7 protein-coding genes are annotated in these 15,340 nt (G+C 71.3%); 1 reads left to right on the forward strand and 6 read right to left on the reverse strand.

Annotation, left to right across the window (positions count from 1 at the left end):
• Positions 1-3,552 (reverse strand): beta strand repeat-containing protein (locus VQ03_RS35000; RefSeq protein ID WP_048450937.1); only part of this gene is annotated, 3,552 nt, incomplete at its 3' end.
• A gap of 441 nt (positions 3,553-3,993) precedes the next feature.
• Positions 3,994-5,838: a glycosyltransferase gene (locus VQ03_RS11105; RefSeq protein ID WP_048450938.1), complete on the reverse strand. Its 1,845-nt coding sequence runs from the start codon at positions 5,836-5,838 to the stop codon at positions 3,994-3,996.
• A gap of 162 nt (positions 5,839-6,000) precedes the next feature.
• Between VQ03_RS11105 and VQ03_RS11110 the strand changes: the two genes are divergently transcribed.
• Positions 6,001-7,914: an O-linked N-acetylglucosamine transferase, SPINDLY family protein gene (locus VQ03_RS11110; protein WP_053078502.1), complete on the forward strand. Its 1,914-nt coding sequence runs from the start codon at positions 6,001-6,003 to the stop codon at positions 7,912-7,914.
• Between the two features lie 38 nt (positions 7,915-7,952).
• On the opposite strand, the gene VQ03_RS11115 is transcribed toward VQ03_RS11110, so the two are convergent.
• The 4 genes from VQ03_RS11115 to VQ03_RS32985 form a co-directional block, all read right to left on the reverse strand.
• Positions 7,953-11,258: an efflux RND transporter permease subunit gene (locus tag VQ03_RS11115; RefSeq protein ID WP_048450939.1), complete on the reverse strand. Its 3,306-nt coding sequence runs from the start codon at positions 11,256-11,258 to the stop codon at positions 7,953-7,955.
• A 9-nt stretch (positions 11,259-11,267) separates the two neighbouring features.
• A complete protein-coding gene (locus VQ03_RS11120) occupies positions 11,268-12,248 on the reverse strand; it encodes an efflux RND transporter periplasmic adaptor subunit (RefSeq protein ID WP_425350058.1) in 981 nt (326 codons plus the stop codon).
• 462 nt (positions 12,249-12,710) lie between these two features.
• Positions 12,711-14,906: a TonB-dependent receptor gene (locus VQ03_RS11125; protein ID WP_245292037.1), complete on the reverse strand. Its 2,196-nt coding sequence runs from the start codon at positions 14,904-14,906 to the stop codon at positions 12,711-12,713.
• Between the two features lie 226 nt (positions 14,907-15,132).
• On the reverse strand, positions 15,133-15,330 hold the full coding sequence (locus tag VQ03_RS32985; protein ID WP_157064066.1) for a hypothetical protein: 198 nt from the start codon (positions 15,328-15,330) through the stop codon (positions 15,133-15,135).
• Between the last annotated feature and the right edge of the window lie 10 nt (positions 15,331-15,340).

The raw sequence follows: 15,340 nt of genomic DNA on the forward strand, positions 1-15,340 counted from the left end.
GGTCGGGGTGGTGGTGGTGTAGCGGGTGCCGCTGGTCACGCGCGGCGCGGCCGGGGGGGTCGCGTCCACGGTCAGGCTGACCGAGTTCGCGTTGGCCGACTTGTTGCCGGCCGCGTCGGTGGCATAGGCGGAGATGGTGTGGCTGCCGTCGGTCAGGGGCCGCTTGGGACCCTCGATGCTGAAGACGCCCGTATCGCTCGCCATGGTGACGCCGGCGGTGCGTCCGTCGACGAGGATCTGGATCTTGCTGCCGGCCTCGGCGGTGCCGGTGATGGTCGGAGTGCTGTCGTTGGTCAGCGTGCCGGCGGTCGGGGCGGTGATGACCGGGGCGTCGGGGGCGGTGGTGTCGATCGCGATGGCCTTGGCGTTCCCGAGGGAGCCGGAGGCTCCGGGGGCGGCCAGGGTGAGGATCGCGGCGTTGCCGGCCGCATCCGTGATCGTGCCGCCGTTGAGCGCCAGGGCGTTGGTGGCGACGACGTCGAGGTCGGCGGCGGTGTCGCCGGCCTGGACGGTGTAGGTGAAGGTCAGGCTGTTGCTGCCCGAGCCGCTGGCATAGTCCACCGCCCGGCCTGTGCCGCCGGTGGCGAGGGTGAGCTGGGGCGTGCCGGTGACGGTGACGGCCTCGGAGAACCCGACCTGCAGGCTGATCGTGGCGCCGGCCTTGTAGGTGCCGTCGGCGGTGGTGGAGCTCACGCCGGTGACGGTCGGGGCGGTGGTGTCGATCACGATGGCCTTGGCGTTCCCGAGGGAGCCGGTGGTGCCGGGGGCGGCCAGGGTGAGGGTGGCGGCGTTGCCGGCCGCATCCGTGATCGTGCCGCCGTTGAGCGCCAGGGCGTTGGTGGCGACGACGTCGAGGTCGGCGGCGGTATCGCCGGCCTGGACGGTGTAGGTGAAGGTCAGGTTTTTACTGCCCGAGCCGCTGGCATAGTCCACCGCCCGGCCTGTGCCGCCGGTGGCGAGGGTGAGCTGGGGCGTGCCGGTGACGGTGACGGCCTCGGAGAACCCGACCTGCAGGCTGATCGTGTCGCCGGTCTTGTAGGTGCCGTTGGCGGTGCTGGCGCTCACGCCGGTGACGGTCGGGGCGATGGTGTCGACGACGACGCCGGTATCGGCGCCGGTGGCGGTCGACAGGTTGGCCAGGTTGAGTTCCGCGCCCGCCGACGAGAAATTCAGCCGCACCGAGACCGTTTTGCCGTTCTCGTCCGTCATCAGGACATCCGGCCGCCCATCGCCGTTCACGTCACCCGTCGTCATGGCGCCGGGTGCCGATCCGACGGAGTAGGCGAAGCCTTCGAGGAAGGTGCCGTCGCCCTTGCCCAGGAACAACGACAGGGTTTTGCTGTCTTTGTTCGCGATCAGGACATCGAGCTTACCGTCACCGTTCAGGTCCCTCGCCGCAATCGAAGCGGGGTTCAGCCCGGTCGGAAGCTCGTCCTGCTGAGGCACGAAGGTGCCGTTTCCGGCGCCGAGCCACACTTTCGCGGTCTGCTTGCCGGCGAGCAACGCCAGGAGGTCCTGCTTCCCGTCACCGTTGAAATCCGCCATCGTCACCATGCTGGGAGCGGAGTTGCTCCCAGTGTCGAGGTCCTGCCGGGTCGAGAAGTTGCCGTTGCCGTCGTCAATCAGCACCGACAGGGTATTGTTGCCGCTATTCGCGGTGACAAGTTCAACCCTCCCGTCTCCGGTCAGGTCCGCGACAGCTACGGAGGTGGGTTTGCTGCCGGCTCCGGTCGATATGGTCTGGGAAAACCGGAGGGTGCCGTTGCCGTTGCCCAGCAGGATCGATACGCTGTCACCACCGAAATTCGCGGTGACGAGATCAGGCTTGCCGTCGCGGTCGACATCCGCGACCGCCACCGATTTGGGGTCGGTGGTGTTGCTGCCGCCGCCGGAACCCATGGTTTTCTGCTGCTGGAACGTGCCGTCGCCGTTGCCCAGCAACACGCCCACTGCAGAGTATCCGATCGCCGAGTAGACGATATCGAGCTTGCCGTCGCGGTTCATATCCGCAGTCGAGACCGATGCGGGGATCATAAAGTCCGAATACCCGGCCGGGAAGGTCCGTTCGGCCTGGAAGCTTCCGTTGCCATTGCCCAGCAGAACCGAAGCTGCACCGCCGTTTTTGTTCACGGTGATGAGGTCGAGATTGCCGTCGCCGTTGACATCCGCGCTCGTCACCGCGACCGGATTGCTCGTTATGGAGTCGGTCGTCGACGGGCTGAAGCCGTTGACGCCCGGCATGCCGATCAAGCCGCCGTTCAGGGTCAGGCCGGTGACCTTCAGGCTGGTCGTGTCATCGCCGGCCGCCACCGTATAGGTGAAAGCCGGGTTTCCGTTAGTGTCGGAGCCGGTATAGGCCGCCTGCTTCCCGTTGCTCAGGGTCAGGTACGGCGTACCGCCCGTCGTATCCACCTCGACGGGAGCTTCGGGGGTGAGGGACAGCGTCAGCTGGTCCCCTGCCTTGAGCTTGGCACCCGAGGCCTGAGAGGCATTGACGGCCGTGATGCCGACCGCCTGCGCCCCCAGAAGCACCGACACGTTGCCGGCGCCGTTATTCGCGCTGACGAGATCGAGCTTGCCGTCTCCGTTGAAGTCCGCGACCGCCGCGGAGTGGGGTGATGTCCCGGTGCCGAAGGTCTGACTGGCCTGGAAGGTGCCGTTGCCATTGCCCAGCAGAACCGACATCGACGTGGCATTCGACTCCGTGACCACGAGGTCGAGCTTGCCGTCCCCGTCCACGTCGGCACTGGTTACCGAAGTGGGCCCGTCCGAAGCGTCGATGCTGATGCTGTGCTGCGTCTTGAAGGTGCCGTTGCCGTTGCCCAGCAGAACCGACACGGTTTTGTCGCTGACGTTCGCGGTGGCGATGTCGAGGTTGCCGTCCCTGTCGAAATCCGCAATCGCCACCGCTCTCGGACCGGCTCCGATGCCGAACGTTTCCTGGGCCTGGAACGCGCCGTTGCCGTTGCCCAGCATCACCGACACGGTGCCGGTGGCGAACGTCGTGACCACGAGGTCGAGCTTGCCGTCCTTGTTGACGTCCGCAAGCGTCACCGCGGAGGGCTGGCTCCCGACGCCGGTGGTCTGATGGGCCTTGAACGTGCCGTCGCCGTTCCCCAGCAGAACCGAAAATGTGTTCTGGTTGTAGTTCGTCGTGAAGAGATCGAGCTTGCCGTCCCCGTCCACGTCGGCGAGCGCCACCGAGCTAGTGCCGGCTCCTGCGGCGAGGGTCCGCTGGGCCTGGAACGTGCCGTCGCCGTTCCCCAGCAGAACCGAAACGTTGTTGCTGCCGAAGTTCGAGGTGATGAGGTCGAGCTTGCCGTCCCGGTTCACGTCCGCAAGCGACGAAGTGAGAGGGATGCTGCCCACGCCGAAGGTCTTCTGGGCCTGGAACGTGCCATCGCCGTTGCCCAGCAGAACCGAAACATTGGAACCAGCGACATTCGTGACCACAAGGTCGAGGTTGCCGTCCCGGTTCACGTCCGCGGTCGCCACCGCGTTGACGCCAGACCCAGCAGCGAAGGTCTGCTGGTTCTTGAACGTGATGGTCATGCGTGTCTCGCTCGCTCTTGTGCCGTGCGGTCATGGTGCCGCCCGCGTTGCTCGACCTGTGCCATCTCCTCCGGGGCAGGACGGATGGCGGCATCGATTGCGGAGCGCGCCGGTCCACCCGGCTCATGCCACTTCGGTGATTACGCAGATGAGGTACCGCATCCGATCGGCTTACGCAACGAGGACCGCAAGAGACCGGCAGGAGAAACTGTTGCGCCTTAGGCATTTCGATGGGGTGTATCTGCGTCGCAATTATCAGTTCTCAGGGTAAAAACACATAAAATCAGCAGTTAATTTTTTATTAACAATAATTTTGTTATTGAAAATATATCATAATCGACCAATCAACGCGCCGGAAGGCGTCTGGACTGATCGAGCAACATGCCGGAAAACGAGCATGAGCCGGGCGCCGACAGCTTGGCTGTTCTGGTTCGCCCGCCTTCAGAGCGGGGCGTGGGCCAGGATATGGAGCGCGAGCCGGTCGGTCAGCGCGGTCCCGCCGAGCGCCTCCGAGTGACCCTGCGGCAACGACGCGGCACGCGCCTCCTCGGCCCAGCCCTCGCGCTCCGCCCCGGTCCGGCGCAGGCTCCGCCCGTGCAGCCGCGCCAGGGCGGCGCTCTCGGGAAAGGCCGCGCAGGCCCGGCCGAGGAGCGCGCAGCGCTCCGCCTCGCTCTCCTGGCGCGACTCGGTGACGACCTGCACCAGGGACGCGGCGAAGCCCTCCCGCTCGGGACCGTGCAGGACCGGGCCGAAGCGGTCCACGGCCTGCTCCAGCGCTGCCATCCGCCCCTCGGGCAGCAGGGCCGCGGCCAGGAGGGCGATCACGGCATTCTCCGGCAGCGACGCGACGGCGCGGGCGGCGAGGCCGGCGCCGTCCGGCTCACCGGTGACGGCGGCCACCCGCAGCCGGTACTGCCAGGCCGTGATGACGGCCGGCTCGGCGGCGATCACCGTCTCCAGGCACCGGCGGCTCGCCGCCACGTCCCCGTCGAGGAAGAGCGCGCGGCCGAGCTCGGCACCGAGGGCGGTGTCGGACGGGTCGCAGGCCAGCGCCCGCCGGAGGATCTCCAGGGCCGGCGCGATCTCCCGCCTGGCGAGGCCGGACCTGGCCCGCGCCCGGGCCGCCATCCGGTGCCCGGGCTCGGCCGCGAGCAGCCGGTCGAGCCCGGCCCGGTCCTCCTCCGAGAGCGGTCCGCCCGCGAGGGCCGCCTCGTCCGGGGCGAGGTCGATGGCGTGGTAGCCCGGCGCGGCGTTGAGCCGGGCCCCGCGCGGCGGTCCCGCCCGGCGCACCAGCGTCTCGTACCAGGCGAGGCGCTCCCCGACCCGATCCGGGAGACGCCGTGTCTCGCACATGCGCCGGTAGGCTTGGGCCCGGATCCGCTCGCGCAGGGCCGCGTCCCCGGCGAGGCGGTCGAGGCCGGCGCACAGGCCGGCGGGATCGCCGAACAGCAGCCCGGTTTCCCCCGGGACGACCCGGCCCTGGTAGGGATCGAGGTCGGCATAGAGCCCCGCCACCCCGCGGGAGGCGTATTCGAGATGCTTCACGTCCGAGCGGCCGCGGTTGTAGCCGCTCGGCAGCAGCGGCGCGAGGCCGATATCGAGACCGTCGAGGAAGCCCAGATAATCGGCGCGGCTGCCGAAGGGGACGAAGCGGTAGCGCTCCGGCGGCAGGTCGAAGAAGGCCCGGGCCGGTTCCCCCGTCATGATCGCCAGTCGGGTCTCGGGATGGGCGTCGAGCCAGCGCTGGAGCGCGGGCGCGATCCAGTAGAGATCGGCGAAATGCCCCGGCGAGCCCGCCCAGCCGATGGTCAAGGGGCCGGAGCGGGGAGGGGACAGGGGCGGCGGTGCCTCGGCGAGGTGGTTGTCGAATACCGCGACCTCCCGTGCGCCGAGGTCGCGCCAGCGCTCGGCGAGGCGGGGCGTGCTGGCCTGGACGCCGTCGGCCGTGCGCAGCAGGTGCCGGTAGAGTGCCGGCACGGCGGGTTCGGCCCAGGTCCCGGCGATGGGATTCCAGGGCTGCAGGTCGAAGAAATCGTCGTTGGCCTCGAACACCGTCGGGCGGCCCTCGGCCCGGCGGTGCCGCACGAGGTCGGCGAGGCCCGCATCGTCGGCGAAGTGGAGCACGAGGAGATCGGCGCGGCGGGCGAGCGTGAAGCCGTGGCGCCCGGCGAGATGCGCATCGACCATCGTGACGCCGGGCAGGCTCGCGAGCGCCTGGGCGGGTTCGTGGATCCGGTAGAGGGCGTCGCCGTCCCGGCCGAAGCCGCAGAGCTGAACGATCCGCATGACGGGCTCCCCCGGCCGTGATAGGTGCGGTCTCCCCTAGAGGAAGACGCGGGCCGGGACCATCCCGGACGGCCCGGGCGCGAGGCTGACTGGGCGTGAGGATCGGCGCATGAGGGTTCCGGCCCGGCATGGCAGGGCGTCCGCCTCCGGTCCCGGACGGCGATGAGCCCGGCCTCGCCCCATCCCGATGCCGTGGCCCTGCTGCGCCGGGGCAATGCGCGGCTGACGGCCGGCGCCCCCGCGGAGGCGCTGGCCCTGTACGGCGCGGCCCTGGAGCGGGCGCCGGCCCTGGCGGAGGCCTGGTTCGGGCTCGGGGGCGCCCTCGTCCAGCTCGGCAGGGCCCGCGAGGCGGAGGAGGCCTGCCATCGCGGGTTGCGCCACGCCCCGGCGCACCGGGTCGGCCTCGCCAATCTCGGGGTCGCCCTGTCCAGCCAGGGCCGCTACGGCGAGGCCCAGGGCTGCTTCGAGGCCGCCCTCGGCCGCGACCCGGGCTTCGTGCAGGCCCATACCGGCCTCGCCCACGCCCTCCTGCAGCAGAATCAGGTCGCCGCCGCGCAGGCGCGCTACGAGCACGCGCTGAGCCTGGATCCGGACATGCCGGACGCCCGCACCGGCCTCGCCGACCTGCTCAACCGGACCGGCCGGCCGACACAGGCCTGCGCCGTCGCGGCCGAGACCCTGCGGCGGAACCCGGACCACGCCCCGAGCCGCGCGGCCCTGTTCGACCTCCTGGTGCGCTCGACCCGCTTCGCCGAGGCCGAGGCCTTGTTCGAGACCTGGGAGGGAGCCCCCGTGTCCGACCCCGACGCGGCCTCCCAGGTCCTGATGGGCCTCAACCTCCTGCCGGGCCTCGCCCCGGAGCGGATCGCGGCGGCGCACCGCGCCTGGGGGGCGGCCCAGGAAGCCGCCGCCAAGGCCGCCCCGGTCCGCGTCGCCCATGGCGACCGTGATCCGGAGCGCCGGCTGCGCATCGGCTACGTCTCGGCCGACCTGCATTTCCACCCGGTCGGCCGCTTCCTGCTGCCGCTCCTCGCCGCTCACGACAAGCGGGCCGTCCACGTGACGTGCTACAGCCAGTCGCCGGGGCGGGACGCCGTCACCGGGCAGATCGCGGCCTGCGCGGATCTCTGGCGTGCCTGCCAGGGAATGGGGACCGACGAGCTGGCCTCCCTGATCGCGTCCGACGGGATCGACATCCTGGTCGATCTCTCGGGCCATACCTTCAGAAACCGTCTCGACGTCCTGGCCCGCCGGCCCGCGCCCGTGCAGGTGAGCTGGCTCGGCTACCTCAACACGACCGGGCTCGCGGCGATCGACTACCGCATCACCGACCCCATCGCGGATCCGCCCGGGGCCGCCGACGCCTTGTCCGCGGAGGCGCTGATCCGCCTGCCCCGCTTCGTCTGCTTCGCGCCGCCGGCGGAGCCGCCGCCGGTCGCCGAGCCGCCGGCCCGGGCCGGCCGCGGCGCGGTGCTTGGGGTCTGCAACCGGGCGGAGAAGATCAACCCGGCGATCGCCGGCCTCTGGGCACGGGTGCTCGCCGCCTCGCCCGGCAGCCGGCTGCTGGTGCGCACGGGCAATTTCGCGGACGCGGAGCTGCGCCGGCGCGTCGGTCGCCTCCTGACCGAGGCGGGCATCCCGGCCGAGCGGCTGGACCTCGCGGAGGACCCGCCGGACTACACCGCCTACCTCGCCGCCTTCGCGGAGATCGACATCCTGCTCGACCCGACCCCGTATGGCGGCCTCACCACGACCTGCGAGGCCCTGTGGCAGGGGGTGCCGGCCGTCACCCTGTCCGGCGACCGGCAGGCCGGGCGGGTCGTGGCGAGCGCGCTGACCGCGGCGGGATTGCCCGACCTCGTGGCCACGCGCCCGGACGAATACGTGCGGATCGCGGCCGGGCTGGCGGGCGACGTCGAGCGCCTGGCGGCCCTGCGCCGCGGGATGCGCGAGCGCCTGCGCGGCTCGGCCCTGTGCGACGCGCGCGGGTTCGGTGCGGCCGTGGAGGCCGCCTACCGCACCGCCTGGCGCCGCTTCTGCGCCGGGGAGGGGGCGACGGCCCTGACGGTCGCCTGAGGCGGGCCAGCGGCTCGGGATGCCGGCGCGGCCCCCGGTCACGACGCGGGGTCCGGCCGGCGGAAGGTCGCGAAGCGCCGTGCCAGCACCGGCAGGACGGAAAGGTTCAGGAGCGTCGAACTGGCGAGCCCGCCGAGGATCACGATCGCCATCGGGCCCTCGATCTCGCGGCCCGGCTCGCCGGCGCCGAGGGCCAGGGGCAGCAGGCCGAGGCCGGTGACGAGGGAGGTCATCAGGATCGGCACCAGGCGGTCGGCGGCGCCGTCGATCGCCGTGGCGGTGGTCCAGGGCCGTCCCTCGACGAGCACCAGGTGCTCGTAATGGGCGATCATCATGATGGTGTTGCGCAGCGAGATGCCGAACAGCGTCACGAAGCCGACGATGACGCCGAGGGAGACGAGGCCGCCGGTCGCGGCCACGGCCAGGACCCCGCCGACGAAGGCGAAGGGTGTGTTGACGAGGATCAGCATCAGGTTGGCGGGTGACCCGGTGACGACCGCCAGCAGGAGCAGGATCCCGAGCCCGGAGAGCCCGGCATGGAGCGCGAGGTCGCGGCGGGCCTGTCCCTGCGCCTCGGCCGCGCCGCCGATGCCGACATAGACCCCGGGGGGCAGCGTCACCTCCCGGGCGATCTTGCGCGCGACGGCCTCGGTGAACGAGGCGACGTCCCGGCCCGCGACATTCGCCGTCACCACCCGCACCCTCTGTGCCCCGTGATGCGCGATGGCGTAGCGCCCCATGGTCTCGTAGACGTCCCCGACCTGCGACAGGCGGATGGTGACGCCGCCGGGCGTGCGCAGGGGCAGGTCGCCGAGGCTCGACAGCCGCGAGCGGGCGGCGGGGTCGAGGACGACCACGACGTTGAACACCGCGTTGCCCTCGTAGGACTGGCCGACCGTGTCGCCCTGGAAGGCCGTGCGGGCGAGCTCCAGCACCTCGATCGCGTCGAGGCCCCAGTGGCGCAGGTCGTTGGGGCGCAGCGCGATGGTGATCTGCGGCAGGCCCGCCGGCGACCTGAGCTGGATGTCGGCGGCGCCCCGGACCTCCGCGATCTCCCGCGCCACGTCCCGGGCCGCCGCCTCGATCCGGTCGAGATCCGACCCGTAGACGCTGACCACCACCGGGGCGGTGAAGCCCGACACCACCTCCTCGATGCGCTCCGCGAGGAAGGTCTTGAGCGAGAAGGTCGCCCCGGGCGTGGCCGCCATCAGGGCGCGGATCCCGGCCTCGGCCCGCTCCTGGGCCTCGCCGTCGAGGCCCGGCGCGAGGTCGATGTGGATCTCGCTCTCGTGCGTCCCGCCGAGATCGTAGCCGGCTTCGGCCCGGCCGACCTGCTGGGCGACGGCCCTTACCCCCGGCACCGCCTTGAGGCCCGCCGTGACGTGGCCTCCGAGCCGCAGGGTCTCCTGCAGCGAGGTGCCGGGGGCGGTCGCCATGTGCAGGATGAAGTGCCCCTCCTTGAGGTCGGGAAGGAAGGCGCCGCCGAAGGACGGCACCGGGACGGCGCTGCCCAGGACGGCGAGCAGGCCGGCCGTGGCCACGAGGACCGGGTGCCGCATCAGGACCTGGAGAAGCCGGACGTAGACGCCCCGCGCCGCCCGGGTGACCGGCGGCTCCCGGGCGGGCAGAGCCTTGCGCCCGGCGAGCAGCAGGCGCGCGAGGGCCGGCGTGACCGTGAGCGCCACGGCGAGGGAGGCCAGCACCGCCAGGATGTAGGCGAGCGCCAGGGGGCCGAACAGGCGGCCGGGCACGCCGGAGAGCGCCAGGACCGGCAGGAAGACCAGCAGGACCGCGAAGGTCGCGTAGGCGACGGAGACCCGGACTTCCAGGATGGCGTCGAGCAGCACCCTGGCATCCGGCAGGGGGACCGCCCGGCGCCGGTTCTCCCGCAGGCGGCGCATCGCGTTCTCGACCCCGATCACCGCGTCGTCGACCACCTCGCCGATGGCGATGGCGAGCCCGCCGAGCGTCATGGTGTTGAGGCTCAGGCCGAACGCCCCCAGCACGAGGACCGCACCGATGAGCGAGAGCGGGATCGCGGTCGCGCTGACCAGCGCCGTGCGCCAGTCGAACAGGAAGACCAGCAGGACCGCGACGACGAGGATACCGCCGAGCGCCAGGGCCTGCAGGACGTGGCCGGTGGCCCGCGCGACGAACTCGGCCGGGCGGAAGAGATCGGTGCGCAAGGTGATGCCGTCCCGGGCGAGGCCGGGCTTCAGCTCGGCGAGGGCCGCCTCGACCCCGGCCGCAACCTCAACGGTGTTGGCGCCGACTTGCGCGCCGATCATCATCAGGACGCCCGGCTGCCCGTCGACCAGGGCGGCGCTGATCGCCGGCTCCGGGCCGGCCACGACGTCGGCGACGTCGCCGAGCACCACGCTCGCGCCGCCCTCGTTGATCAGCACTGTGCGGGCGACCGCCGCCGGGGTCACCGACTGGCCCTCGGTCTGCAGGGTGATGCGCTGGTTGGCCGTGTCGATGAAGCCGGCCCCGCGCACGCCGGTCGCCTTGCGGCCGGCGGCGAGCACGTCGGCGAGGCCGATGCGGAAGCGGATGAGGTCCTGCGGTCGGACCTGGATGCGGATCGAGCGGACGTCGCCGCCATAGACCAGCACCTCGCCCACTCCCGGCGCCGCGAGGAGGCGCAGGCGCACCCGCCAATCCGCGACGCTGCGCAGGTCCATCAGCGAGCGCGTCTCATGCGAGATCCGGTCGACCGCGTCCGGCGATCCTGCCGGATCGCCTGCGCAAGGCGGATTTCGGCTCCGCTCAGGCGCCGCGCGGGCTTGCGACACGCAGTCCGGCCCCGATCGTCCGGATTGCGTGTCGGCAGTCAGGCCGACGAGCAGGATCGCGCTCGTCGAGGAGGTCAGCGCCGTCATCGTGGGGGCCGCCACCCCCTGCGGCAGCCGTCCCGCGACGCCGGCCAGCCGCTCGCCGACGAGCTGGCGCGCCCGGTAGATGTCGGTCCCGGAGCGGAAGGTCGCGGTCACCACCGAGACCCCCTGGATCGAGTTCGAGCGGAGGGCCGCGAGGCCGGGCAGGCCGTTCACGGCACCCTCCACGGCCTGGGTGACGAGCACCTCGACCTGCTCCGGGTTGAGGCCCGGCGCCTCGGTCTGCACCGTCACGGCGGGCGGGGCGAATTCCGGGAAGACGTCGTACTTGGCCGTGCTCAGGGCGAGGAGGCCGTAGACGATGAGGGCGAGGGCCAGGGCGACGACGAGGCCCGGCCGGCGCACGGCGAAGGTCACCAGGGCCGCCTGCAGACCCGACGAGGCGGCCGGTGCCGGCGTTCCGGCGCGGGCTTGCCCCTCGGCCGGCTGAGGATCGGGGGTGCTCACGCTCGTCGCTCAGTCGTCATCCGCGGCGGTGCCGGGCTGGGTCTGGCCCTTCAGCTCCTCGCTGAGCACCGCCTGCGGGCCGGTCACGACGATGTCCGCCGCCCCGCCGAGGTCGTCGACCACGTAGCGGTCCGCGGAGATCGCCGCGTCCGGCTTGAGCGGGTGCCGGGTGAAGCTGTCGGCGCCGACGCCGCGGTAGATCCAGGCGCTGCCCTGCCAGTGGATCACCGCGCTCTCCGGCACGGCGATCCCCACGCTCTCCTGCGGCGAGGTGAGGAAGGCCTGCACGCTCATGCCGGGCAGGAGGCCGGAATCGCCGGCCACGAGATAGTAGTAGCTGACGCCCTGGATGCGCTGGTCGGTCCGCGTCGCCGGCGCGACGAAGCGCATCGTCACCCGCTCGCTCTGCGGCGGCACCTCGGCGAAGGCCGTGGCAGGGGGAGGCTTCATCGCCTCGCCGGACGGCAGCGTCACCTGCACCAGGAGATCCGCCCGCTCGATCAGGCGGGTGACGAGGGGAGCCCGCTCGACGATCGCCCGGCCCAGCACCGGCCCCCATTCCTGCTTCGCGGTGGCGGCGAGGGTCCGCACCTGCGATTCGGCGGCCGTCACCGTCGCCTCGTCGGTGAAGGCGGTGCCCTCGACCGTCTCCAGCTGGGCGCCGGCAACGACCGTGGGACCGAGGCTCCTGGCGCGGCGAAGCGCTCCGGCGGAGACCTCCGCGCGGGCTTTCGCGGTCCGCAGGGCGGCGACCGCACCGGCGTAGCTGTTGGTCAGGTCGGTGATGCGGGCGGGATCGAGGACGCTGCCATAGGCCAGGATCTCGACCCGGTGCGGCTGCGGCAGAAGGTGGGCCGTCACGACGCCGATGCGCGCGCGCTCCTCGGCCGTCAGCCGCACGGCGACGCGGCCGCCCTCCGGCAGGATACGGGTCCGTCCCTGGCCCTGCGCCGGCCCGATCATGCTCGCGCCCGCGCTCAGGATCAACATCGCGGACAGCCCCGCCCGCCGCATCATCGCGCCTTCTCCTTCGCCCTTCGGTTCCCCGTGGAAGGCCGCTTCTGCCGCGCTTTGCGTGAACGGTCTACCCGACGATCGGGCATGGAACGGGGAAGCCGGCGCCGGCCGGGGCGGCTGGCGAATGCCGGCCCTCTACGCGGCCGGGACGACCGGGGCCCCGTCACGCTCCGCCACCAGGGCGGCGCCGGCGGTACGAGCTGGGCTGGGATGAGCGTGGCGTTGGTCATCCCGAGACCCTCGCCGCCTTCGGCCGACGGCAAGTTCTCTGAGAAAAACCGCTTATGCGAATCATGGGTGCAGGGGCGAGGCCATCCCTGGGCCGGACGATCCCCCGTCCGTGCCATGGTGCTCGCACCGCACCTTTCAGGACGATCCGACGGGCGTGATCGGGATGGCTCCCGTCCCCCGGCGGTTGTCGGACAGCCCGGCCGGTCAGAATTCCATCGAGGCCGAGAGCAGGAAGCTCCGCGGCGTGCCCTGGCTGAGGATGCCGCGGCCGGTCGTCGCCCAGTAATCGTGGCCGGTTACGTTGACCACGTTCGCCCGCAGCGTCAGCGGACGGTCCTGGAACGTCGTGGCGTAGCGCAGGCCGAGATCCAGCGTCGCCCAGTCGGGGATCTTCTGGCTGTTGGCGAGGTCGTAGTACTGCGCCGCGGTGTAGATCACCCGTCCGGTCAGCGTCAGGCCCGGGACCAGGCTCCGCGGCAGGTCGACCTCGCCGTAGAGGTTGAGTTGCACGTCCGGCACCCCGACCGCCGTTCGGCCGACATTGCGCGGGTCCTGCGAACGCACCTGCACCCCGTCGAGCAGGGTCACGCCGCCGAGCAGGCGCACGCCCGGCGCCGGCTCGCCGAACACCGTCATCTCGACGCCGCGGTTGCGCTGGCGGCCGTCGACCGAGAACAGCAGCGTGCGGGTGTCGAGGAAGCCGAAGGGCTGCTCGATGTCGAAGGCGGCGACGCCGAGCCCGAGCGTCCCGAAATCGTACTTGGCGCCGACCTCCGTCTGGCGCGACACCGAGGCCGGGAAGGTGGCGCTCGCGTTGACGGCGTTCACCGGCGGGGCCGGCGAGGTCAGGCCCTCGATGTAGTTGGCGTAGAGCGACAGCCGCTCCCACGGCTTCACCACCAGGCCGACGCCCGGCGAGAACGCGCCGCTCTCGCTCGCGCCGGTCCGGAAGCCGTTGGCCGGATTGTAGGAATTGACGTCGAGGCTCTGCCAGCGGCCGCCGATCGTGAGGAGCACCCGGTCGTCGAGGATCGAGAGCGTGTCGGCGATGGCGATGCTGCGGTTGATGCGGCTCGAGGTGCGCGGGGTCGCGTTCGACAGCCCGAAGGTCGAGCGCGGGGCGACGTAGGTCGGGTCGTAGAGGTTCGACACGATGGTCGGGCCGACGGTCTGGGCCGGGGGTTGGGCGAGGTCCTGCCAGAACCCGACCGCGGCGAGGCCGAAGCTGTGCTTGACCGGCCCGGTCTCGAGCGTGCCGCGCAGGCCCGCCTCGGCGGTCTGGTTGACGATGTGGAACGGCAGGTAGCTGATCGGGTCGCGGTAGTCGCCGCGCGCGTTGAAGATCGTCAGCACGCCCCCGAAGTACTCCTGGCGGAAATTCGACACGCCGTAGGCGCCGTACACCGTCAGGCCCGGGGTCAGGTCGTACTCGACCCGGGTGGCGAGCTGCTGGTTGGCGCTGTCGCGGTACTCCCAGGGCTGGTGCTGGTTGAGCGTCAGGTCGGGCGCGCGCGGGATGCGCACGCCCGCCGCCACGCTGCGGTTGCGCAGCGGCGAGGTGAAGTCGAGTTCCTGATAGCCGAGGTCCAGGCTCGCCCGCAGGCGCTCGCCGCGATAGTCGAGGGCGAGGGCCGCGACGCCGAAATGGAGGCTCTGGTTGTCGATGGGGGTGGCGCCGTTGTTGAAGGCGCCGTTGAAGCGGATGCCCCACTCCTTCGCGTCGCCGAAGCGGCGACTGACGTCGACCGCCTTGTACATCTGGGCGGTGGACCCGTAGCCGAGCGTGACGCGGGTGAGCGGATCGTCTCCCGCCCGCTTCGGGATCAGGTTGATGCCGCCGCCGATATTGCCGAAGGGCGGCACGCCGGAGAGGAGCGTCGAGGGCCCGCGCAGCACCTCGACGCGCTCGATCGGCTCGATCGCCGGGTTGAAGGCGTCGGCGACGCCGTAGAGCCCGTTGAACGCCATGTCCTGGGCGAAGACCGGGAAGCCGCGGATGAAGAAGCCGAGGATGCCGGAAAAGGCCGGGACGTTGGTGCGGATCGACGGGTCGTTGTTGACCACGTCCTGGACGCTGCGGGCCTGCTGGTCGCGGATCAGCTTCTCGGTGTAGCTGGTCGCGCTGAAGGGCTGGTCGAAGACGCTGCGGTTGCCGAGGAACCCGAGGCGCGACCCGGAGCCGACGTCGCCGCCCGGATAGGCCGGGGGCGGCGGCCCGACGATGGCGTTCCGGTTCACCGGCGCCCCTCCGCCCGACGCCGCCACGGAGATCTCCTCGAGGCGGATCTCGCCCTGGGCGAGCGCGCCCTGGACGAGGCAGGGCATCGTCAGCGTGGCCAGACCGAGGCTTGCCCCGAGGCGGCGGCGGTTCCTGGGACGGGGGCGTCGGGCGTGCCGCATGTGATGACGATCCAGCTGTTCACGATCTCGGGCCGACTCGCCGTCGGCGGAATTTTCTATTCGGTGTCTCGCCGCAAGACGCAACGGCACTGTCGTCGGATCATCCGAAAATTCGCGCGATTGTTGTGATGATGGAACAAAATTAAAAATAGAATATGTCTAATCTGGCTTCTTTGATGCCGGCTGCCCCAGCGTGAATACTGTAGGCGCGCGTCGGTACACTTTCCTATCTCTGCGGCATTGCGCACGAAGCAGCGTGCCGCGCGACCCAGAGCGTGGCGTGCAGGCCCGACGTCGCCACGACCCGCGATTCCTGGATGTCGTTGCCGAAGCGTGCGTCGTCGGCCGCCGAGGCATTGCTGAGCTCGGCCGCGAGGTGGTCGAGCCGGATCGGCATGAGGCGAAGACGATCCGGACGGTCCACGCGCTCCCTC

Origin of the sequence: Methylobacterium tarhaniae, from assembly GCF_001043955.1 — a bacterium.
Lineage (GTDB): Bacteria > Pseudomonadota > Alphaproteobacteria > Rhizobiales > Beijerinckiaceae > Methylobacterium > Methylobacterium tarhaniae.

Bases quoted from the DNA above. Each gene is read 5' to 3' on its own strand.
- VQ03_RS11125 (WP_245292037.1), bottom strand. From the start codon at position 14,906: ATGCGGCACGCCCGACGCCCCCGTCCCAGGAACCGCCGCCGCCTCGGG.
- VQ03_RS11120 (WP_425350058.1), bottom strand. From the start codon at position 12,248: ATGTTGATCCTGAGCGCGGGCGCGAGCATGATCGGGCCGGCGCAGGGC.
- VQ03_RS11110 (WP_053078502.1), top strand. From the start codon at position 6,001: ATGAGCCCGGCCTCGCCCCATCCCGATGCCGTGGCCCTGCTGCGCCGG.
- VQ03_RS11105 (WP_048450938.1), bottom strand. From the start codon at position 5,838: ATGCGGATCGTTCAGCTCTGCGGCTTCGGCCGGGACGGCGACGCCCTC.